The following is a 22087-nucleotide window of genomic DNA, read 5'->3' as shown; positions in this document are numbered from 1 at the left end:
TCTCCCCAGAGGGGCGAGGGTGAAAACCGCACCGAACAGTCCCCCCTCCACTGCGTCAAACATAAACAAAAAATATAGATCCCCGTCACATTTTTGCGTTATACAGGAACCTCGCCCCGGAGAATGAGGTGCTGTATGACATCCCTGACTCGTCCGCGCGTTGAGTTCATCTCAACCATCCTCCAGACCGTGCTCAACCTCGGTCTGCTAAGCCTTGGCCTGATCCTGGTCGTCTTTCTCGGCAAAGAGACAGTGCATCTGGCGGATGTGCTGTTTGCTCCCGAACAAACCAGCAAATACGCGCTGGTGGAAGGCCTGGTGGTCTATTTTCTCTACTTCGAATTTATTGCCCTGATTGTGAAGTATTTCCAGTCCGGCTTTCACTTCCCGCTGCGCTATTTCATCTACATTGGCATCACCGCGATTGTGCGGCTGATCATCGTCGATCACAAATCCCCGCTCGACGTGCTGATCTACTCGGCGGCGATCCTGCTGCTGGTGATCACCCTCTGGCTGTGCAACTCGAAGCGGCTTAAGCGCGAATAAAAAAATGGCGCTCCGGAGAGCGCCTAACAACAGTCACAAGTTGGATTAATACAATACGTCTAAAGTTGAGGGTTGCAGTGGCATAACAGATGAAACTTAACCTTTCACACCGCCCGCCGTCAGGCCGTTAACCAGCCAGCGCTGCGCCAGCAGGAACACCACGGTAATCGGGATGGCGGAAAGTACGGCCGCAGCGGCAAAGTCGCCCCACAGGTAGTTTTGCGGGTTGAGGTATTGCTGCATGCCCACGGCCAGGGTGTAGCTGTTCACATCACGCAGCAGCAGCGAGGCGACCGGCACTTCGGTGATGGCGGCGATAAACGACAGGATAAACACCACCGCCAGAATCGGGACCGACAGCGGCAGCAGTACCAGACGGAATGCCTGCCACGGGGTCGCGCCATCCAGCGCGGCGGCTTCTTCCAGCGAGCCGTCGATGGTTTCGAAATAGCCTTTGATGGTCCACACGTGCAGGGCGATACCGCCAAGATAGGCGAAGATCACGCCGCCGTGGGTGTTCAGGCCGATAAACGGCACGTACTGGCCGAGACGGTCAAACAGGGCATACAGCGCCACCAGAGAGAGCACCGCCGGGAACATCTGGAAAATCAGCATCCCTTTCAGCAGCGTCGCTTTGCCAGGGAAACGCATACGGGCGAAAGCGTAAGCGCAGGTGGTGGAGAGCGTTACGATGCCGATTGCGGTGATGGTCGCCACCTTCACCGAGTTCCACAGCCACAGCAGCACCGGGAACGGCGGCGGAGTAACGCGGCCGTCGGCGTGCTCAACGCTGAAGCCCAGCGCGAGCTTCCAGTGCTCCCAGGAGATTTCGTCCGGGATCAGGCTTCCGGTTGCGAAGTTACCCGAACGCAGGGAGATGGCGATAACCATCAGCAGCGGGAACATGATTGCCGCGATGAAAATCAGCAGGCCTAAGTGCGTCGCGAGGAGGCGCAGCTTCTGAGATTTGGGTTGTACCATAGACATATTCAGTGCCCTCCTTAGTCAAATTTCATACGTGTGGCTTTCAGGTTCACAATCGCCAGCGCGCCAACCAGCAGGAAGATCAGGGTGGCAATCGCTGCCGCCAGACCGAAGTCCTGGCCGCCGCCGCCTTCGAAGGCGATACGGTAGGTGTAGCTCACGAGCAGGTCGGTATAGCCTGCCGGCGTGGTCGTGCCGAGACGGTCCGGGCCGCCGTTGGTCAACAGCTGAATCAGCACGAAGTTGTTAAAGTTAAAGGCGAAGCTGGCGATCATCAGCGGCGTCAGCGGCTTAATGAGCAGCGGCAGCGTAATTTTGAAGAAGTTCTGGAACGGGCCTGCGCCGTCCATCGCCGAGGCTTCATACAGGTCATCCGGGATGGCCTTCAGCAGCCCCATGCACAGGATCATCATGTACGGATAACCCAGCCAGGTATTCACGATGATAATCATCGAGCGGGCGGTGGTCGGGTCGCTGAACCAGGCCGGTTTGATGCCGAACAGCGCGCTCAGCATCATGTTGATTTCACCGAAGCTCTGGTTAAACAGCCCTTTGAAAATCAGAATCGAGATAAACGACGGTACGGCGTAGGGCAGAATCAACAGCACGCGGTAAATCGCTTTACCTTTCAGTGACTCCCACTGAACGAGACAGGCCAGCACCATGCCCACGGCTACGGTCAGGATCACGGTCAGTACGGAGAATACCACCGTCCAGACGAAGATGGCGAAGAACGGTTTCTGAATGCCTTCGTCGGTAAATACGCGGGTAAAGTTATCCCAGCCGATGGTGACGGTATAGCCCGGGCTGAGTTTGTCATCACCCCAGGTGCCGTCGGCGTTCACGGACTGATAAAAACCGATATCGTTATTCGGGCGGTACTTCACGCCGCTCTGGTTATTCGTCAGCGTGCCGTCATCCGCCAGGGTGTAAAGCGGCTGCGTGCCGGAGAACTGGCGCAGCGAGCTCATGGTCACTTTGCTGTCATCGGGCAGCACGGCGGTGAGCTGGGTCAGCGCCTGACGATTCTGGGTAATGATACGCAGGTTGGCACGTTCACCTTCCGGCAGGGCCGCCGCCTCTTTTAAGGCCAGCTTCTGCTCGCCGCCAAACCTGAACGCGTCGGAAATATAATGTTTGCCGCTCTCGCCGTCAGTAAGCGCTAACTTCCATTCGTCGCCCTCAGGATACAAACCGAAGTTGAAGGTCTTACCGGCCTGATAGGAACGGTCCAGAAGCACCTGAGTGGCGCGCTCTTGCGCGAGCTGGTTGGTGCTGCTGTAGTTGGTAAAGGCAATCGCAATAGTGCAGATCAGCGGAAAGAGGACAAAAAGCCCCATTCCGGCAACGCCAGGGTAGACATAGCGCCAGGCATACGCCTTGCGGTTGGCGAAAATATACAGGCCAACCGAGCTTAAAATCAGCGTCATGATGGCGAAAAGGTATTCCCCTTGCACGTACATTAAAACAACAAGGTAACCCACCAGCAGACACAGCAGACCAATCACTGACCACTTCAGCGCGTCGTTTTGCCACCAGTGTTTCTTTTTAATGACATCCATGGGGTTCTTCCTCTACAACATTTGATCTTTTCTCCCTCTCCTGGGGGAGAGGGCCGGGGTGAGGGCGTGCGGATAGCGACAACCCTCACCCTAACCCTCTCCCAGAGGGAGAGGAGACTACGGCATTACTTAGTGATACGGCCCTGAGCATCCTTCAGCGCGGCATCGACAGTCTGACGACCGCTGGCGGCGTTGATAACCGCGGTACGGGTGGCGTACCAGAACGCTGCCATCTGTGGGATGTTCGGCATGATTTCGCCTTTCTGGGCGTTATCCATGGTGGCCGCAATGCGCGGATCTTTCGCCAGCTGATCCTGGAAGGATTTCAGCGCAACGGCGCCCAGCGGTTTGTCCTTGTTCACGTTACCCAGACCTTCATCGGTCAGCAGGTAGTTTTCAAGGAACTCTTTCGCCAGCTCTTTGTTCGGGCTGGCGGCGTTGATGCCCGCGCTCAGCACGCCAACAAACGGTTTAGACGGCTTGCCGTTGAAGGTTGGCAGCAGGGTAACGCCGTAGTTGATTTTGCTCTTGTCGATGTTGGTCCAGGCCCACGGACCGTTGATGGTCATCGCGGTTTCGCCTTTGTTGAACGCCGCTTCCGCGATGGAGTAGTCGGTATCGGCGTTCATGTGTTTGTTCTTGATGAGGTCAACCAGGAAGGTCAGGCCCGCTTTCGCGCCCGCGTTGTCCACGCCCACGTCCTTCACGTCATATTTGCCGTTTTCAAACTTGAACGCGTAGCCGCCGTCGGCAGCAATCAGTGGCCAGGTGAAGTACGGCTCCTGCAGGTTGAACATCAGGGCGGATTTTCCTTTCGCCTTCAGCTCTTTATCCAGAGCAGGGATCTCTTCCCAGGTTTTAGGCGGGTTTGGCACCAGGTCTTTGTTGTAAATCAGCGACAGGGCTTCAACCGCGATTGGGTAAGCAATCAGCTTGCCGTTATAGCGAACGGCGTCCCAGGTGAACGGGAACAGCTTGTCCTGGAAGGCTTTGTCTGGCGTGACTTCCGCCAGCAGGCCAGACTGCGCGTAGCCGCCAAAACGGTCGTGCGCCCAGAAGATGATGTCCGGGCCGTCGCCCGTTGCGGCAACCTGCGGGAACTTCTCTTCCAGCTTGTCCGGGTGTTCTACGGTAACTTTGATACCGGTGTCTTTCTCGAATTTTTTGCCCACTTCGGCCAGGCCGTTATAGCCCTTGTCGCCGTTAATCCAGATAACCAGCTTACCTTCTTCAATTTTGGCGAGAGCCGGTGCGGAAATCATCATTGCTGCGAGGGCGGACAATGCGAAAACGCGTGCGCCAGTCTTGATCTTCATATCTGCCATCCTTTTTGGTGATGTGCTCGTGGATACATAAGGTGGTTCAACGTGACTCAGTCTCCTTATTTGACATCCTCTTTCCATCCTCCTAGGCCCTACGCCCCACCCCCCGTTTGTGTGATCGCTGTAACATAAATTTAAGTTATGAGTGCTGGCGCACATAAAAACCCACCGAAATTTGCAGGCCGCTTCACGATTTTTGCCTCAGCCCCTCAGCTGCGGTCGCAGAGCCTGCTCTCTCATCCTCCCGCCTCCTCCCCCATAAAAAAGCCGGGGGGTGGAGGATTCACGAAAGTAATGAAACACGCATAGTGAACTTATCTTGAATGTTTCTGTCGGTGACAGGTTGTAACGAAGGGAGAAGGGCATGGCGAGCGTACAGCTGCGTAATGTAACGAAAGCCTGGGGCGACGTAGTGGTGTCAAAAGACATCAATCTGGACATCCACGACGGCGAGTTCGTGGTGTTTGTTGGTCCATCAGGCTGTGGTAAATCGACTCTGCTGCGTATGATTGCCGGTCTTGAAACCATCACCAGCGGCGATCTGTTTATTGGTGATACCCGAATGAACGACGTCCCGCCCGCTGAACGCGGCGTGGGCATGGTGTTCCAGTCCTACGCGCTGTATCCGCATCTTTCCGTTGCCGAGAATATGTCCTTTGGCCTGAAGCTGGCCGGGGCGAAAAAAGAGACCATTAACCAGCGCGTCACTCAGGTGGCGGAAGTGCTCCAGCTGGCACACCTGCTGGAGCGTAAGCCGAAAGCGCTCTCCGGTGGTCAGCGTCAGCGCGTGGCGATTGGCCGCACGCTGGTGGCCGAGCCGCGCGTATTCCTGCTCGATGAACCTCTCTCTAACCTGGATGCCGCCCTGCGCGTCCAGATGCGTATCGAAATCTCCCGTCTGCACAAGCGTCTTGGCCGCACGATGATTTACGTCACCCACGATCAGGTCGAAGCGATGACGCTGGCCGATAAGATCGTGGTGCTGGATGCTGGCCGCGTGGCGCAGGTGGGCAAACCGCTTGAGCTCTATCACTATCCGGCAGACCGCTTTGTTGCGGGCTTCATTGGCTCGCCAAAAATGAACTTCCTGCCCGTTAAAGTGACCGCGACGGCGATTGAACAGGTACAGGTGGAACTGCCTAACCGTCAGCAAGTCTGGCTGCCGGTCGACAGCGCCAACGTACAGGTGGGGGCCAATATGTCCCTCGGTATCCGTCCTGAGCATTTACTGCCGAGCCATATCGCCGATGTGACGCTGGAAGGTGAAGTTCAGGTGGTCGAACAGCTTGGTCACGAAACACAGATTCATATCCAGATCCCCGCCATCCGTCAGAACCTGGTCTACCGCCAGAATGACGTGGTGTTGGTAGAAGAGGGTGCCACATTCGCTATCGGTTTGCCGCCAGAGCGTTGCCATCTGTTCCGTGAGGATGGCACAGCATGTCGTCGGCTGCACAAAGAGCCAGGCGTTTAAGCATTCCAATTACAAAGAAAAGCAATGATCTCAGGAGATAGAATAATGATTACTCTGCGCAAGGTCCCTCTGGCTGTCGCCATTGCGGCAGGCATCCTGTCTGCCCAGGCGGGCGCCGTAGACTTTAAAGGTTATGCTCGTTCCGGCATCGGCTGGACCGGTAGTGGCGGTGAACAACAATGTTTCCAGGCAACCGGGGCACAAAGTAAGTACCGTCTCGGTAACGAATGTGAAACCTACGCCGAGCTGAAGCTGGGCCAGGAAGTGTGGAAAGAGGGCGACAAGAGCTTCTACTTCGACACCAACGTAGCCTACTCCGTTTCTCAGCAGAACGACTGGGAATCTACCAGCCCGGCTTTCCGTGAAGCTAACGTGCAGGGTAAAAACCTGATTGAATGGCTGCCAGGCTCCACCATCTGGGCCGGTAAGCGCTTCTATCAGCGTCATGACGTCCACATGATCGACTTCTACTACTGGGATATCTCTGGTCCTGGTGCGGGTATCGAAAACATCGATCTGGGCTTCGGTAAACTGTCTCTGGCCGCTACCCGTTCTTCTGAATCCGGCGGCTCTGCAACCTTCGCCGATCGTGATCCTAACGGCGACCGTATTTATGACAATATTGTACCAAACGACGTCTTCGACGTTCGCTTAGCCGGTCTGGAAACTAACCCGGGCGGTACGCTGGAGCTGGGCGTTGACTACGGTCACACCAACATTCCTGACGACTACTACCTGCAACCTGGCGCCTCTAAAGATGGCTGGCTGTTCACCGCTGAACACACCCAGAGCATGATGAAGGGCTTCAACAAGTTCGTGCTCCAGTACGGTACGGACTCCATGACCTCTAACGGTAAAGGCATTCCGCAGGGTGGCAGCATCGATAACGACGGCTCCATGTGGCGCGTGCTGGACCACGGTGCAATCACCCTGGCTGACCGTTGGGACCTGATGTACGTCGGTATGTACCAGAACATCGATCGTGATAACAACAACGGTACCGAGTGGTGGACCGTGGGCGTTCGTCCAATGTTCAAATGGACGCCGATCATGAGCACCCTGCTGGAAGTGGGCTACGACAACGTTAAGTCTCAGAAAACTGACGACAAAAACAGCCAGTACAAAATCACCCTGGCCCAGCAGTGGCAGGCAGGCGACAGCATCTGGTCTCGTCCGGCTATCCGCGTCTTCGCAACCTACGCGAAGTGGGATGAGAAATGGGGCTACGCGAACAACGACTCAGGTGCAGGTTACACCTCTGGCGTAGCGTATAGCGACACGTCCGCGAAAACCTTCAGCCGTGGCGACAACGATGAGTGGACCTTCGGCGCCCAGATGGAAATCTGGTGGTAATTCGTCAAACCTGACGTAATGACCTGAAAAGAGGGGCGTAAGCCCCTCTCTCCTTAGGCGCTGCGCGCTATTGCCTGGCCACCGCAGCGCTCACGCTATCAGAGGTAATAACAATGAAAATGAAGAAAAGTCTCGTCGCGCTGTGCCTCTCTGCGGGGCTGCTGGCCTGCGCGCCTGCGGTCACCTTTGCAGATGTAAATTTCGTTCCTCAAAATACCAGTGCTGCGCCAGCTATTCCGGCGGCGGCACTTCAGCAGCTGGTGTGGACGCCAGTTGACCAGTCGAAAACGCAAACCACCCAGCTTGCCGCTGGCGGTCAGTCGCTGAACGTTCCGGGTATCAGCGGTCCTGTCGCGGCGTTCAGCGTGCCCGCGAATATCGGCGAGCTGACCCTGACGTTGACCAGTGAAGTCAATAAACAGACCAGCGTCTTCGCGCCTAACGTGCTGATCCTCGATCAGAACATGACGCCATCCGCATTCTTCCCAAGCTCCTATTTTAGCTATCAGGAGCCTGGCGTGATGAGTGCAGACCGTCTGGAAGGCGTTATGCGCCTGACGCCGGCCCTGGGTCAGCAGAAAATTTATGTTCTGGTGTTCACCACAGAGAAAGATCTGCAACAGACAACGAAGCTTGTCGATCCGGCAAAAGCCTACGCGAAAGGCACCGGTAACGCTGTCCCGGACATCCCGGACCCGCATGCTCGCCATACTACCGACGGCCTGATCAAACTGAAAGTGTCCACCAACAGCGCCTCCAGCGTGCTCGTAGGCCCGCTGTTTGGCTCGTCGGGTCCTGGCCCGGTAACGGTAGGTAATACCGCCGCGCCTGCTTATGCCGCCCCTGCCGCTGCACCAGCCGCAGCGCCAGCCCCGGCCAAGAAAGCTGAGCCGGTACTGAACGACACCGAAGAATACTTCAACAACGCCATTAAGCAGGCGGTGAAGCGCGGCGACGTCGATAAAGCGCTGAAGCTGCTTGATGAAGCCGAACGTTTAGGTTCAACCACTGCCCGTTCCACCTTTATCAGCAGTGTAAAAGGCAAGGGGTAACCGTCTCCCCACAGTGCTGATTTTGTTAGTAGTTTAGTGCGCCTTAACGGGCGCACTTTTTTTGGCTTCGTTGCGCCATTGTTGCGATAGTGATCGTTAAATTTTGTTTGTCCGTCCTCATTTTGCCAATCTGCGATACAATGCTTTTACGTTATGTATCGGAGAGTCTGGCATGTCACACCCCGCGCTAACGCAGCTGCGTGCGCTACGCTATTTCGACCACATCCCTGCGCTTGACCCGGAACAGCTGGACTGGCTGCTGCTGGAAGATTCCATGACAAAACGTTTTGAGCAGCAGGGCAAAACGGTCACGGTGACGATGATTCAGGAAGGGTTTGTCTCGGCTGAGGCGATTGCCAGCGAGTTGCCGCTGTTGCCGCAGGAAGAACGCTACTGGCTGCGTGAAATTTTACTCTGTGCGGATGGCGAGCCGTGGCTTGCCGGGCGGACGGTCGTTCCTGAGTCTACACTTTCCGGGCCGGAGCTGGCACTGCAACGCCTCGGCAAAACGCCGCTGGGGCGATATCTGTTCACCTCGTCTGAACTGACCCGTGATTTTATTGAAATTGGACGCGATGCCGACCTGTGGGGGCGCCGTTCCCGCCTTCGTTTGAGCGGCAAGCCGTTAATACTGACGGAACTATTTTTGCCCGCATCGCCGTTGTACTAAGAGGGAGAAAAAATGGAGTGGAGTCTGACGCAGAATAAGCTGCTGGCCTATCACCGCTTAATGCGTACCGATAAACCCATCGGCGCGCTGCTGCTGCTGTGGCCGACCTTATGGGCGCTGTGGGTTGCAACGCCGGGCGTGCCGCCGCTGTGGATCCTGGCGGTGTTCGTGGCGGGCGTCTGGCTGATGCGCGCCGCGGGCTGCGTGGTCAACGACTATGCCGACCGAAAATTTGATGGACACGTTAAGCGCACCGCCAATCGTCCTCTGCCGAGCGGTCAGGTAACCGGAAAAGAGGCGCGCATCCTGTTTGTGGTGCTGGTGCTGCTCTCTTTCCTGCTGGTGTTAACGCTCAACACCATGACTATCCTGCTGTCCGTCGCCGCGCTGGCGCTGGCCTGGGTTTACCCGTTTATGAAGCGATACACCCATCTGCCGCAGGTGGTGCTGGGTGCGGCATTTGGCTGGTCGATTCCGATGGCGTTTGCCGCGGTCAGCGAGTCCGTTCCGCTTAGCTGCTGGCTGATGTTCCTGGCGAATATTCTCTGGGCCGTCGCGTACGATACGCAATATGCGATGGTCGATCGCGATGACGATCTGAAGATCGGCATTAAGTCGACGGCGATCCTGTTTGGTCGTCACGACAGGCTAATCATCGGCATTTTGCAGGTGGCGGTGCTGGCGCTGATGGTGGCGATTGGTCGCCTGAACGGGCTGAACTGGGAGTTTTACTGGTCCGTGCTGGTGGCGGGGCTGCTGTTTGCGTACCAGCAGAAGCTGATCGCAAAGCGCGAGCGTGAAGCCTGCTTTAAGGCGTTCCTGAATAATAACTACGTCGGGCTGGTGCTGTTTCTGGGGCTGGCGATGAGTTACTTCTCCTGAAAGCCCGGTGATGAGGTAAAAAAAACGGCAGTCTCTGACTGCCGTTTTTCATGTTTTCACATACGCACCTGGGATAGGGCATCAAACCGCTGAAACATCACTCCCCCTGCGTCGAACTCTCAATCGTCAAACGCACATCCGAGGTAATCAGCTCCGCCAGCATCTGATAAACTTTTAGCGTCTCAGCAGGCTCGGCGTCGCCCGTATCGCTGATAAACCCTTCATCGCGCAGCGTCAGTACCAGCGAGCTGAATACCGCTTTGTCGAAGAATTCCGGTGCGTTAATGCCGTGCAGTACGGACAGGCGCTGTGCCAGGGTCCGGCTCTCTTTTTCCAGCGTACCGCGGTTGATTGAAGGGTTTGCACTCAACAGCCAGAAGGTGATGGCATAGCGCTGCAATGTTTCGCGCGCGCCGGAAGCGAGGAGCTGCAGGGTGCGAGAACGTGACGGATTGATATGCAGTTCGTCACTATTGATGGTAATGAGCCCCTGACGATGCATCTCTGCCGACATTTTATCGAGCTCTACCGCCAGCTCATCTTTACTCCAGCGCAGGAACAGCTCCGCTTTCAGCATCGGGTAGATGGTCTGAATATGGCGCAGCAGCTCCTCACGTGAAATACGGCGATGCTGGGTAATAATGGCCGCCATCAGCGACGGCAGCATCAGCATATGCGTGATGTTATTGCGGTAGTAGGTCATCAGCACGGCCTGCTCGCGCGGCAGAATGATGATGTCACCGATCGTATCTTTCTCGACTTCGAACTTGTTCATCTGCAGCGCGTGGTCGATTAGCTCGCTGGCGGTGGCAGACGGCACGGTCGAATCCGCGGAATACGGCACGTTGCGCATGATGTCCAGGTAGCAATCGATCTGCTCGGTCAGCTGTTCGCGGGTGAGTGAACGCTGGCGAGAGGCCAGAAGCGCGGTACAGCACAGGTTCATGGCGTTCGCCGCACCGGCGTTGTTGATGCGCACCATGAGCTCGGAAGCAATGCCGTTAACCGTTGGCGTCAGCCAGGCCGGACGTACCGCTTCGATAGGATCGATAGACTCGCGCCACTCCGGAACATGGTTGTTCAGCCAGGTCATCAGCGGCATTGGCTCGCCAAAGTTTACGTAGCCCTGACCGAGGTTGCGCAGCTTGCTCAGCCCACGCAGCATCTGCGGCAGGCTCTCTTTCTCTTTGGTCGCACCACGCAGCTCTTTTGCGTAGGTTCCCACTTCCATCACGTGCTCATAACCAATGTAAATCGGCACCAGCGTGATAGGGCGCGTACCGCCGCGCAGCATCGCCTGGATGGTCATCGACAGCGTGCCGGTTTTCGGATCGAGCAGACGACCGGTACGGGAGCGTCCCCCTTCCACGAAGTATTCAACGGAATAGCCGCGGCTGAACAGCTCGCCCAGATACTCACGGAAGACGGTGGAGTAGAGCTTGTTGCCCTTAAAGGTACGACGAATAAAGAATGCGCCCAGACGGCGGAAAATCGGGCCCGCTGGCCAGAAGTTCAGGTTGATGCCGGCAGCGATGTGCGGCGGTACCAGACCCTGGTGATAAAGCACGTAAGAGAGCAGCAGGTAGTCCATGTGGCTGCGGTGGCAGGGCACATAGACAATCTCATGGCCGTCGTGCGCTAACTGACGCACGCGCTCGGCGTTGTGGACGTTAATGCCCTGATAAAGGCGGTTCCACGTGAAGCCGAGAATACGGTCGGACAGACGAATCATCTCGTAGGAGAAGTTCGCGGCGATCTCTTCCATCAGCGCAATCGCGTTCTGCTGCGCTTTCTCGTGTGAAATTTTCTTGCTGCGCGCTTCGTCTTCTACGGCACGGGCAATCGCTTTGGATGCCAGCAGCTTGTTGAACAGATCCTGTCGCGCCGGGAGGCGTGGCCCCACTGCCGCCAGACGCTGGCGTGCAAAGTGCATTCGGGCAACGCGCGCCAGCTTTTGCGCAATGATCTTATCGGTGCCGTGTTCGTCCGCCATGCGGCGCAATGAAACGGAAGGAGAGAAGCGGACAAAGCTGTCGCGTCCCAGCCATGAGACGGCGAAGAACTTCTGAATGCCGTTGAGCATGCGCAGCGGCGGGTTCTCTTCCCCTTTTTCGCGTCCCGGACGACGTCCAAACATCACCGACACCGGCACCATCTGTACGTCCAGATCCGGGTTGCTGCGGTGCAGATCGAGGTAGTCATGGAACAGCTTGATGGACTCTTCTTTCGGCGTGTAATAGGTAAACACGCGTGGCCCGCCATGAATGAACACGTAGCGCGGCAGCAGGGTGCCGTCGACTTCCAGCGGTTCAAGCGGGTCGGGTAAATCGTGCGCCAGACATTGAGCGCGAAGCGTCAGCAGGTCTGCCTTCGAGTTATAAGGCAAAACGTACATAATAGGGCGCGACGTATCGAGCCCTAATTCCAGCGCGGGTTCTGCTGGAATAGACTTACTTTTTACCAGTACGCTTAATGGTAAATTAAGTAATTTGTAGTAAATTCGTGGCCAGCCGGACATAAACGATGTAAAGCCTCTGGTTAATAATGCAATTGCGGCGCAAGGATAACAGAAAGCGCGCAAAATTTCTGTTGTTACCCGTCATACTTGAGGCTGTAGCGCAACGCGCTGCGCCCCCTGTTACAGACGCTCTTTTTCCTAAAAGGTTCTTTAAATGGCCAATAATACCACTGGGTTAACCCGAATCATTAAAGCCGCCGGCTATTCCTGGAAAGGTTTCCGTGCCGCGTGGATCAATGAAGCCGCATTTCGCCAGGAGGGTATCGCAGCTATTGTTGCGGTGATTATCGCCTGTTTCCTTGATGTTGACGCGATTACCCGCGTGCTTTTAATTGGCTCCGTACTGTTGGTGATGATAGTGGAAATTCTTAATAGCGCTATTGAGGCCGTCGTTGACCGTATTGGGTCAGAATTCCATGAGCTTTCTGGCCGGGCGAAAGACATGGGCTCTGCCGCCGTGCTGCTGTCGATTATCACTGCGGTAATAACCTGGGTCACGCTGCTTTGGTCACATTTCCGATGAGCCTCGAGGAATAATTAAGTCCCTGGTTTTTTGTGCAGTTTTTGGTTCCAAAATCGCCTTTGACTGTATATACTCACAGCATAACTGTATATACACCCAGGGGGCGGAATGAAAGCGTTAACGACCAGGCAGCAAGAGGTGTTTGATCTCATTCGGGATCATATCGGCCAGACGGGTATGCCACCCACGCGTGCAGAAATCGCGCAGCGTCTGGGCTTCCGTTCTCCTAATGCTGCCGAAGAGCACCTTAAGGCGCTGGCGCGTAAAGGCGTCATTGAGATAGTTTCCGGCGCGTCACGCGGTATTCGTCTGCTGGTGGAAGAAGAGACCGGTATTCCGCTGGTGGGGCGCGTCGCCGCAGGTGAACCCCTGCTGGCACAGCAGCATATCGAAGGGCACTATCAGGTTGACCCGGGCATGTTCAAGCCGAGCGCTGATTTCCTGCTGCGCGTTAGCGGAATGTCCATGAAAGATATCGGTATTCTTGATGGCGATCTGCTGGCGGTACACAAAACCCAGGACGTGCGTAACGGACAAGTGGTCGTGGCGCGCATCGATGATGAAGTGACGGTTAAGCGCCTGAAGAAACAGGGTAACACCGTACAGCTTCTGCCAGAAAACAGCGAGTTTTCCCCCATTGTAGTGGATCTCCGCGAGCAGAACTTCTCTGTTGAAGGCCTGGCGGTAGGTGTTATCCGCAACGGCGAATGGCTGTAATCTCTTCCTGACAGGCCGCAGTTCCTCTGCGGCCTGGCTTATTTTCTGATTCCGGTAATTTCAATGGCCTTGCTAACTTCTGCCGATAAGGCGTTGTGGCGTCTTGCGCTACCGATGATTTTTTCCAATATCACCGTTCCTCTCCTGGGGCTGGTTGATACGGCGGTAATCGGGCATCTGGATTCGCCGATTTATCTGGGCGGCGTCGCGATTGGCGCAACGGCGACCAGCTTCCTCTTTATGCTGCTGCTCTTTTTGCGCATGAGTACGACAGGCCTGACGGCCCAGGCGTACGGTGCAAAAGATCCCCTGCGTCTTGCTCGCGCGCTGGTTCAGCCGCTTATCCTGGCTTTTGGTGCCGGCGCGTTAATCGTTCTGTTGCGTACGCCGCTTATCGATCTGGCGCTTCATATTGTGGGCGGCAGTGATGCTGTACTGGAGCAGGCCCGGCGGTTCCTTGAAATTCGCTGGCTGAGCGCGCCTGCTTCACTGGCAAACCTGGTCCTGCTGGGCTGGCTGCTGGGCGTGCAGTATGCCCGCGCGCCGGTGATCCTGCTGGTGGTGGGTAACCTTCTCAATATTGTCCTCGATCTCTGGCTGGTAATGGGGCTGCACATGAACGTCCGCGGCGCGGCGCTGGCCACGGCAATCGCCGAATACGGCACGCTGCTTATCGGTTTGTGGATGGTCTGGCGCGTGCTGGCGATGCGCGGTATTACGCTTGCGCTGCTGAAAACGGCCTGGCGCGGCAATATGCGTAAGCTGCTGGCGCTCAATCGCGACATCATGCTGCGTTCGCTCCTGTTGCAGCTGTGCTTTGGCGCACTGACGGTTTTTGGCGCGCGCCTTGGGCCAGAAATAGTTGCGGTCAACGCCGTTCTGATGACGCTCCTGACCTTTACCGCATACGCGCTGGATGGCTTTGCTTACGCCGTAGAAGCGCACTCAGGTCAGGCCTATGGCGCGCGTGAAAGCGGCCAGCTGCGCGAAGTATGGCGTGCAGCCTGCCGGCAGGCGTGCCTGGTGGCGCTGATTTTTGCGCTGGTTTACGCCTGCTTTGGCGGGCATATTGTCGCGCTACTCACCTCGTTGCCCACGCTGCGCGAGCTGGCAGATCGCTATATCCTCTGGCAGGTGGTTTTACCGGTGGTGGGTGTGTGGTGCTATCTGCTGGACGGCATGTTTATCGGTGCGACGCGAGGGGCGGAGATGCGTAACAGCATGGCCGTCGCTGCTGCGGGATTCGGCCTGACGCTGCTGACGCTGCCATATCTCGGCAACCACGGTCTGTGGCTGGCGCTGGCGGTCTTTCTCTCACTGCGCGGCCTTTCGCTGGCTGTTATCTGGCGTCGCCACTGGCGAAACAATACCTGGTTTCCTGCCCGAAGCGATATATCGTAACGGTTAAAGATTCCGAATATAAAACCAGCTGCCGAATCCTTAACTACAATAATAATCACGTCCAGCAGAAAAGAACGAAGCGGACGATACTCTTAGACGCTTAACACGAGGACACGATTATGAATAAAGATGAAATCGGCGGCAACTGGAAGCAATTCAAAGGTAAAGCGAAAGAACAGTGGGGTAAGCTGACAGATGACGATATGACCGTCATTGAAGGCAAGCGCGATCAGCTGGTAGGTAAAATCCAGGAGCGCTACGGTTACGAAAAAGATCAGGCGGAAAACGAAGTCAAAGACTGGGAAACCCGTAACGACTACCGCTGGTAACCGGACAGTACCCCAAAGGGCGGCCATGAGCCGCCTTTTTCTTTGCCGTCAGCGCGGCTTTTTCTTCACCAGAATGGAGTGATCGTGCTGGCAGGCATCCTGATGGCGGCATGATTCCACCTCCACGCAGGCAGAGCATAAGCCGTGTGCTTCTATCACGTTATGGCGCAGCGCAAAGCCCATTCTGGCTGCCAGCGTATGCATAATATCTTCCACGCCTTCTGCACCTTCCTCCTTTACCACGCCGCAACGATCGCAGATAAACATAGCGGACGTGTGGGTCGGCTGGTCGAAAAGGTGGCAAAGCACGTAGCTGTTTGTTGATTCCACCTTATGCACAAACCCTTGTTCGAGCAGGAAATCGAGCGCCCGGTAGACGGTTGGCGGTTTTGCCTGCGGCTCGCTTTCGCGCAGCAGGTCGAGCAAATCGTACGCGCTGATGGCGCCCTGCTGCAGGCTCATCAGACGCAGTACCTCAAGGCGCTGCGGGGTCAGGCGCACATTGCGTTGCGCGCACAGCTTTTCAGCTTGCGCTAACAGCTCTTTTGTGGACTTGTCCATCGGGCACCTCGGATGTGGAAAGGGTAGAAAACCCTCACTTTATCATGTTCTGATAAAAACACCGAGATCCGCCGGGCTGTGCTATACCTGACGCATCGCAAATGGGGAGAATGCATAATGAAAAGACCTGACTGTATTCGGCACTGGCGGGACGTAGAAGGTGCCGATAACGCCACCTATCCTGACAGCAACGAACGTTTTTCAATTGGCGCGCCGCTGTCCCGCAAGCTGGGGCTGGGCCGCATCGGTATTCACCATGAACGGCTGCCGCCCGGACGCCGCACGTCTTATCCCCATGCTGAAAGCGACGAAGAAGAGTTTGTGTACGTTCTGGAGGGTTACCCGGAGGCCTGGATCAATGGCTATCTGTGGAAGCTCGAACCCGGAGACAGCGTGGGGTTCCCTGCCGGGACGGGAATCTGCCATACCTTTATCAACAACACCGATGAAGAGGTACGCTTGCTGGTAGTGGGGGAGGCCAATAAAAAAAATAACCGCATCTACTATCCGCTCAATCCGGTATATGCCGCGACCCGCGAAGACCGCTGGGTGGATCATCCGCCTCAATTTTTTGGTCCGCACGATGGAAAACCTGGGCGAAAATAATTTCCTCTTCTATAAATATTGATGGTCGTCACATATTACAACAGGCCGGGATGGAATTTAACTTAGGGAAATAGCGGGTCTTTTTGCACTTATTCACAGCAATAGTTCGTTCCTGTTTGGGTGATAACAGACAGGGTTAACTAATAACAAACTATTTACGAGCACACTGTGAAAAAACATTTTAAATTTTCGATGGTTAGCATCGCTGTCTCCTTTTTTATGGCAAATCAGGCGGGAGCAGCCAATACCTGGACGGAAGCGCGTAGTGACGCAATGGGCGGCACGGGAGTGGCAGCAGGCAGTTATGGCAGCGGGGCGTTAATCAACCCCGCGCTGCTGGCAAAGTCTAAACCTGAGGATGACGTGACGGTCATTTTGCCGTCCGTTGGCGTGCAGGTGACCGATGAAGACAATCTTCAGGACGAAATCGACACCATTAACGACAAAATCAATCGTTACAAGGATGTGGTTGATAGCCTGACGCCCATTGATATCATCACCAATCCATTAGGTTCGATCAATCAGTTCCAGGGCGCCGCGAAAGATCTCGCTGATGAGCTGGACTACCTGAAGGGCAAAACCGCACGCGCTAACGCGGGCGCCGGAATTGCCGTCAGTATCCCTAACGATGTGCTCTCGGTGGCCTTTATGGCGAAAGGCTACGCCCATGGCCGGGTCAGCTCCTCTATCGATCAGCAGGACATTGATTATCTGCGCGGTATTCAGGGAAGCGATGCGGTGGCTGCCGGCGTGGCGCTGGACGCCGCGCTAAACGGTACCGATCAAATCACCAAAAACCTGAACTCTACGGCGTCCGGCCGGGCGGCAATTGTGTCCGACTACGGTATTGCGGTGGCCCGCCAGTTCGATCTTGGCGGCGTTCCGGTTTCCGTTGGCGTCACGCCAAAGCTGCAACAAACCTGGCTTTATAACTACACCACCTCAATCTACGATTACGACAGTAATAAGTGGAACGACAGCCGCTACCGTACCGACGACACCGGCTTCAACGTCGATGCCGGTATTGCTGCTGATTTCGGTGAAAACTGGACGGTTGGCGTGAGCGGGCAAAACCTGATGTCGCGCGATATCGATACCAAAGATATCCGCATCCGCAACGGGCGTACGGGAGAGGTGGTGAGTTATAAAGACACCTATCAGATCCGTCCGCTGGTGACAGCCGGGGCCGCCTGGCACAACGATCTGGTGACGCTGACCGCGGACGGGGATCTGACCGAAACCAAAGGCTTCAAAAGCGAAGATACCTCCCAGTACGCCGGCATTGGTGCTGAAGTCACGCCGCTTAGCTGGCTGGCGGTGCGCGCCGGTTACCGTGCGGACATGAAAGGTAATGACAGCAACGTCTTTACCGGCGGCGTCGGGTTTGCGCCGTTCAGCACCGTTCATGTCGATCTGATGGGGCTTTATGGCGAAGACGAAACCTGGGGCGCCGGCGCTCAGCTGAGCATGACGTTCTAAAGTACACCGGAGGCGCTGCGCCTCCGGCTTTTCTTTGTGCTATAGTAGCGCCCCTTTTCCACCAGATGCTTAAAACTTCGCCATGTTGTCAGAACGCCAGACCACCTTCCCAGCACACCGTTTCTCCATTGCGCCGATGCTCGACTGGACGGACAGACACTGCCGCTATTTCCTGCGCCAGCTCTCCCGCCATACGCTGCTGTACACCGAAATGGTCACCACCGGCGCAATTATCCACGGCAAGGGCGACTATCTGGCGTACAGCGAAGAAGAGCATCCGGTTGCGCTACAGCTGGGTGGCAGCGATCCGGCCGCGCTGGCGCAGTGCGCAAAGCTGGCTGAAGCGCGCGGCTATGACGAGATTAACCTCAACGTCGGCTGCCCCTCCGACCGCGTGCAGAACGGCATGTTCGGCGCCTGTCTGATGGGTAACGCACAGCTGGTCGCAGACTGCGTCAAAGCGATGCGCGATGTCGTGTCCATTCCGGTTACGGTCAAAACCCGTATCGGCATTGACGACCAGGACAGCTACGAATTCCTGTGTGACTTCATCGACACGGTGTCAGGGAAGGGCGAGTGCGGGATGTTTATCATCCACGCCCGTAAAGCCTGGCTCTCGGGCCTCAGCCCGAAAGAGAACCGCGAGATCCCGCCGCTGGACTACCCGCGCGTGTACCAGCTGAAGCGCGATTTCCCGCACCTGACCATGTCGATCAACGGCGGAATTAAGTCGCTGGACGAGGCCAAAGCGCACCTCGAACATATGGATGGCGTGATGGTCGGGCGCGAGGCGTATCAAAACCCGGGCATCCTGGCGACGGTTGACCGTGAAATCTTCGGCACTGAAGGTGCCGACGCCGATCCGGTAGCCGTGGTGCGCGCCATGTATCCGTACATTGAGCGCGAGCTGAGCAACGGTACCTATCTGGGCCACATTACCCGCCACATGCTCGGCCTGTTCCTGGGCATTCCTGGCGCGCGCCAGTGGCGTCGCTACCTCAGCGAGAACGCGCATAAGGCCGGTGCGGATATTAACGTGCTGGAACACGCGCTGCGCCTGGTCGCGGATAAGCGATAAAATTCGCTAAAAGATGGTCAAAAACACCACGCCCTGCAACACGTTGCGGGGCGTTTTGTTTTCAAAACAAAGGGTTATTTTTGGCATGATTCTTGTAACGATCCCAGCATCATTCGGGAATTCGTGGGAGAGCACCATGCTGGAACTACTTTTTGTGATTGGCTTCTTTATCATGCTGATGGTCACGGGCGTATCGCTGCTCGGTATTCTGGCCGCGCTCGTTGTCGCTACGGTGGTGATGTTTGTCGGCGGACTGTTTGCCCTGACGATCAAGCTGTTGCCGTGGCTGCTGCTGGCGGTTGCGGTGGTATGGGCGATACGGGCGATTAAATCGCCAAAACTGCCCACTTATCAGCGTAATAACCGCTTTCGTTACTAAGGTATTGAGGGGTACGTCACATACCTGCAACTTTTCCGGCAGCAATGTTTAGAACAGAATAGGATTTACTTATCGAATCTGTCACTATGGCTGCCGCTAAAGAATTCATCGAGCTGTACCCTACATACAGCCGAACTAAAAAAAAGAAAGGGCTTCCCACGGGAAGCCCAATTTCTTTTCAGCACTCAGGGGATGAGCAGGCTCGACCCCTGCGTCGCCCGGCTCTCCAGCACCTCGTGCGCCCGCTGCGCATCGGTTAGCGCGTACTTCTGCGCGTCGGCCACGTCCACTTTGATTACGCCGCTGGCGATCAGCGAGAACAGCTCGTTGCTGGCTTCCTCAAGTTCTTCCCGGCTGGTGATGTAACCCTGCAAAGAGGGGCGCGTGACGTACAGCGACCCTTTCTGATTCAGAATGCCCAGATTCACGCCGGTGACAGCGCCCGAGGCGTTACCGAAGCTCACCATCAGCCCGCGACGTTGCAGGCAGTCGAGCGAGGACTCCCAGGTATCTTTCCCCACCGAGTCATACACTACGCGCACTTTTTTGCCGCTGGTGATCTCTTTCAGCCGTTCAACGATGCTCTCTTCCCGGTAGTTGATCACCTGCCATGCGCCCGCGTCCAGCGCACGCTGGGCTTTCTGCGCGCTGCCGACGGTGCCGATCAGCTTCGCACCCAGGGCCTTCGCCCACTGGCAGGCAATCAACCCCACGCCACCTGCGGCAGCGTGGAACAGAAACTGCTCATCCGGCTTAATTTCGTAGGTTTTGCGCAGCAGGTAAAAGACCGTCAGCCCTTTCAGGAATGAGGCGGCAGCCTGCTCGAAGGAGATAGCGTTTGGCAGAAGCGCCGCCTTCTCGGCCGGTACGTTATGAACGGAGCTGTAAGCACCCAGCGCGGACTGCGCGTACACCACGCGATCGCCTTCTTTAACGTGCTTAACCGCGCTGCCTACTTTGCTGACGATACCGGCCGCCTCGGTGCCCAGCCCGCTCGGCATTGATGGGGGCGGGTAGAGACCGCCGCGAATATAGGTATCGATGTAGTTAATGCCAATCGCTTTGTTTTCAACCTGGATTTCGTTCTCGCCAGGCGCAGCGGGGGTAAATTCAACCGCCTTCAGCACTTCCGGACCGCCGTGTTTCTGGAACTCAATGCGCGTTGCCATGCTCCCTCCGTAAGAAAAATATGGTAACCTTTCGACCCACTCTTTATCTCGGTAACTCCATTCACTATGGCAGGAAACAAACCCTTCAACAAACAGACTGAACCTCGTGAGCGTGATTATCAGGTCGCCGGGTTAAAAGTCCCGCCGCACTCGATTGAAGCGGAACAGTCCGTGTTGGGCGGTTTAATGCTGGATAACGAACGCTGGGACGACGTCGCCGAGCGCGTTGTCGCGGAAGATTTCTATACCCGCCCGCACCGCCATATCTTCACTGAGATGGCGCGTTTGCAGGAGTCGGGCAGCCCGATTGACCTGATCACGCTCGCAGAATCGCTGGAGCGCCTGGGGCAGCTGGACAGCGTCGGCGGGTTTGCCTATCTGGCGGAGCTGTCAAAAAACACCCCAAGTGCCGCGAACATCAGCGCCTATGCGGACATCGTTCGCGAGCGCGCCGTTGTTCGCGAGATGATCTCGGTGGCGAACGAAATCGCCGAGGCCGGTTTCGATCCGCAGGGGCGCACCAGCGAAGATCTGCTCGACCTGGCGGAATCCCGGGTCTTTAAAATCGCTGAAAGCCGCGCGAACAAAGACGAAGGGCCGAAAAACATCGCCGACGTGCTCGATGCCACCGTTGCGCGTATCGAACAGCTTTTCCAGCAGCCGCACGACGGCGTCACCGGCGTTAACACCGGCTATGACGATCTCAACAAGAAAACCGCGGGCCTACAGCCTTCGGATCTGATTATCGTCGCGGCGCGTCCGTCTATGGGTAAGACGACATTTGCGATGAACCTCGTCGAAAATGCGGCGATGTTGCAGGACAAGCCGGTACTCATCTTCAGTCTTGAAATGCCCTCCGAGCAGATCATGATGCGTTCTCTGGCATCCCTGTCGCGCGTGGATCAGACCCGTATCCGTACCGGCCAGCTCGACGATGAGGACTGGGCGCGCATCTCGGGCACCATGGGCATTTTGCTGGAAAAGCGAAACATCTACATCGATGACTCCTCCGGCCTGACCCCGACGGAAGTGCGCTCCCGCGCGCGCCGCATCGCCCGCGAACACGGCGGCATCGGCCTCATCATGATCGACTACCTTCAGCTGATGCGCGTCCCGTCGCTCTCCGACAACCGTACGCTGGAAATCGCCGAGATCTCCCGCTCGCTCAAGGCGTTAGCCAAAGAGCTGCACGTCCCGGTGGTGGCGCTCTCCCAGCTTAACCGCTCCCTGGAACAGCGTGCTGACAAACGTCCGGTCAACTCCGACCTGCGTGAATCCGGCTCCATCGAGCAGGATGCCGACTTAATCATGTTCATCTACCGTGATGAGGTTTATCACGAGAACAGCGACCTGAAAGGGATCGCCGAAATTATTATCGGTAAGCAACGTAACGGTCCTATCGGTACGGTACGTCTTACCTTTAACGGCCAGTGGTCACGCTTTGATAACTATGCGGGCCCGCAGTACGACGACGAATAAGGA

Annotated in this window: 21 protein-coding genes; 15 read left to right on the top strand and 6 right to left on the bottom strand. The window is 56.3% G+C overall.

Features of this window, described 5'->3' with window-relative positions:
* Positions 1-135 precede the first annotated feature (135 nt).
* Positions 136-546, top strand: coding sequence for a phosphate-starvation-inducible protein PsiE (gene psiE / locus OWK27_RS20080; protein WP_063449873.1), 411 nt, complete (start codon positions 136-138; stop codon positions 544-546).
* A gap of 96 nt (positions 547-642) precedes the next feature.
* On the opposite strand, the gene malG is transcribed toward psiE, so the two are convergent.
* The 3 genes from malG to malE form a co-directional block, all read right to left on the bottom strand.
* Positions 643-1533, bottom strand: coding sequence for a maltose ABC transporter permease MalG (gene malG / locus OWK27_RS20075; RefSeq protein ID WP_042716434.1), 891 nt, complete (start codon positions 1531-1533; stop codon positions 643-645).
* A gap of 14 nt (positions 1534-1547) precedes the next feature.
* Positions 1548-3092: a maltose ABC transporter permease MalF gene (gene malF / locus OWK27_RS20070; RefSeq protein WP_267591062.1), complete on the bottom strand. Its 1545-nt coding sequence runs from the start codon at positions 3090-3092 to the stop codon at positions 1548-1550.
* Between the two features lie 125 nt (positions 3093-3217).
* Positions 3218-4408, bottom strand: a complete 1191-nt coding sequence (gene malE, locus OWK27_RS20065) for a maltose/maltodextrin ABC transporter substrate-binding protein MalE (RefSeq protein ID WP_176608966.1) — start codon at positions 4406-4408, stop codon at positions 3218-3220.
* A gap of 370 nt (positions 4409-4778) precedes the next feature.
* On the opposite strand from malE, the gene malK reads away from it, so the two are divergent.
* The 5 genes from malK to ubiA all read left to right on the top strand — a co-directional run bounded on the left by malK (position 4779) and on the right by ubiA (position 9845).
* Positions 4779-5888 (top strand): maltose/maltodextrin ABC transporter ATP-binding protein MalK, encoded by a 1110-nt coding sequence (gene malK, locus OWK27_RS20060; RefSeq protein ID WP_148422249.1) that lies wholly within the window; start codon positions 4779-4781, stop codon positions 5886-5888.
* Positions 5889-5930: 42 nt separating this feature from the next.
* Positions 5931-7241, top strand: coding sequence for a maltoporin (locus OWK27_RS20055; RefSeq protein WP_267591071.1), 1311 nt, complete (start codon positions 5931-5933; stop codon positions 7239-7241).
* 113 nt (positions 7242-7354) lie between these two features.
* Positions 7355-8293 carry a maltose operon protein MalM gene (gene malM / locus OWK27_RS20050; RefSeq protein ID WP_148422248.1) on the top strand — a complete coding sequence of 313 codons (939 nt, stop codon included), beginning with the start codon at positions 7355-7357 and terminating at the stop codon, positions 8291-8293.
* 172 nt (positions 8294-8465) lie between these two features.
* On the top strand, positions 8466-8963 hold the full coding sequence (gene ubiC / locus OWK27_RS20045; protein WP_193356414.1) for a chorismate lyase: 498 nt from the start codon (positions 8466-8468) through the stop codon (positions 8961-8963).
* Positions 8964-8975: 12 nt separating this feature from the next.
* A complete protein-coding gene (ubiA, locus tag OWK27_RS20040; RefSeq protein ID WP_148422241.1) occupies positions 8976-9845 on the top strand; it encodes a 4-hydroxybenzoate octaprenyltransferase in 870 nt (289 codons plus the stop codon).
* Positions 9846-9942: 97 nt separating this feature from the next.
* Here the strand turns inward: ubiA and plsB are convergent, their stop codons facing one another.
* Positions 9943-12363 (bottom strand): glycerol-3-phosphate 1-O-acyltransferase PlsB, encoded by a 2421-nt coding sequence (gene plsB, locus OWK27_RS20035; protein WP_176608960.1) that lies wholly within the window; start codon positions 12361-12363, stop codon positions 9943-9945.
* 154 nt (positions 12364-12517) lie between these two features.
* Between plsB and OWK27_RS20030 the strand changes: the two genes are divergently transcribed.
* The 4 genes from OWK27_RS20030 to OWK27_RS20015 all read left to right on the top strand — a co-directional run bounded on the left by OWK27_RS20030 (position 12518) and on the right by OWK27_RS20015 (position 15333).
* Positions 12518-12886, top strand: a complete 369-nt coding sequence (locus OWK27_RS20030) for a diacylglycerol kinase (RefSeq protein WP_148422237.1) — start codon at positions 12518-12520, stop codon at positions 12884-12886.
* Between the two features lie 108 nt (positions 12887-12994).
* Positions 12995-13603 carry a transcriptional repressor LexA gene (lexA, locus tag OWK27_RS20025; RefSeq protein ID WP_148422235.1) on the top strand — a complete coding sequence of 203 codons (609 nt, stop codon included), beginning with the start codon at positions 12995-12997 and terminating at the stop codon, positions 13601-13603.
* Between the two features lie 63 nt (positions 13604-13666).
* Entirely contained in the window at positions 13667-15004 is a 1338-nt protein-coding gene (dinF, locus tag OWK27_RS20020; protein WP_267591061.1) for an MATE family efflux transporter DinF, read from the top strand.
* A gap of 119 nt (positions 15005-15123) precedes the next feature.
* Positions 15124-15333, top strand: a complete 210-nt coding sequence (locus tag OWK27_RS20015; protein ID WP_003860314.1) for a CsbD family protein — start codon at positions 15124-15126, stop codon at positions 15331-15333.
* A gap of 48 nt (positions 15334-15381) precedes the next feature.
* On the opposite strand, the gene zur is transcribed toward OWK27_RS20015, so the two are convergent.
* Positions 15382-15894, bottom strand: coding sequence for a zinc uptake transcriptional repressor Zur (gene zur / locus OWK27_RS20010; RefSeq protein ID WP_047052067.1), 513 nt, complete (start codon positions 15892-15894; stop codon positions 15382-15384).
* Positions 15895-16011: 117 nt separating this feature from the next.
* On the opposite strand from zur, the gene OWK27_RS20005 reads away from it, so the two are divergent.
* The 4 genes from OWK27_RS20005 (at position 16012) to pspG (ending at position 19436) form a co-directional block, all read left to right on the top strand.
* On the top strand, positions 16012-16500 hold the full coding sequence (locus tag OWK27_RS20005; protein WP_252005161.1) for a cupin domain-containing protein: 489 nt from the start codon (positions 16012-16014) through the stop codon (positions 16498-16500).
* 192 nt (positions 16501-16692) lie between these two features.
* On the top strand, positions 16693-17979 hold the full coding sequence (gene traF / locus OWK27_RS20000) for a conjugal transfer protein TraF (RefSeq protein ID WP_420713005.1): 1287 nt from the start codon (positions 16693-16695) through the stop codon (positions 17977-17979).
* Between the two features lie 82 nt (positions 17980-18061).
* The gene (dusA, locus tag OWK27_RS19995; RefSeq protein WP_267591059.1) at positions 18062-19057 is read left to right on the top strand and encodes a tRNA dihydrouridine(20/20a) synthase DusA; all 996 of its coding nucleotides are present in this window, start codon (positions 18062-18064) and stop codon (positions 19055-19057) included.
* A gap of 136 nt (positions 19058-19193) precedes the next feature.
* Positions 19194-19436, top strand: coding sequence for an envelope stress response protein PspG (pspG, locus tag OWK27_RS19990; protein WP_242169946.1), 243 nt, complete (start codon positions 19194-19196; stop codon positions 19434-19436).
* A 185-nt stretch (positions 19437-19621) separates the two neighbouring features.
* Here the strand turns inward: pspG and OWK27_RS19985 are convergent, their stop codons facing one another.
* Positions 19622-20605 carry a quinone oxidoreductase gene (locus OWK27_RS19985; RefSeq protein ID WP_148422224.1) on the bottom strand — a complete coding sequence of 328 codons (984 nt, stop codon included), beginning with the start codon at positions 20603-20605 and terminating at the stop codon, positions 19622-19624.
* 66 nt (positions 20606-20671) lie between these two features.
* Between OWK27_RS19985 and dnaB the strand changes: the two genes are divergently transcribed.
* Positions 20672-22084 (top strand): replicative DNA helicase, encoded by a 1413-nt coding sequence (gene dnaB / locus OWK27_RS19980; RefSeq protein ID WP_003860298.1) that lies wholly within the window; start codon positions 20672-20674, stop codon positions 22082-22084.
* The last annotated feature ends 3 nt before the right edge of the window (positions 22085-22087 follow it).

The organism is Enterobacter cloacae complex sp. 2022EL-00788 (assembly GCF_026627565.1).
GTDB lineage: Bacteria > Pseudomonadota > Gammaproteobacteria > Enterobacterales > Enterobacteriaceae > Enterobacter > Enterobacter pasteurii.
This window is presented reverse-complemented; position numbering and strand designations above follow the sequence as displayed.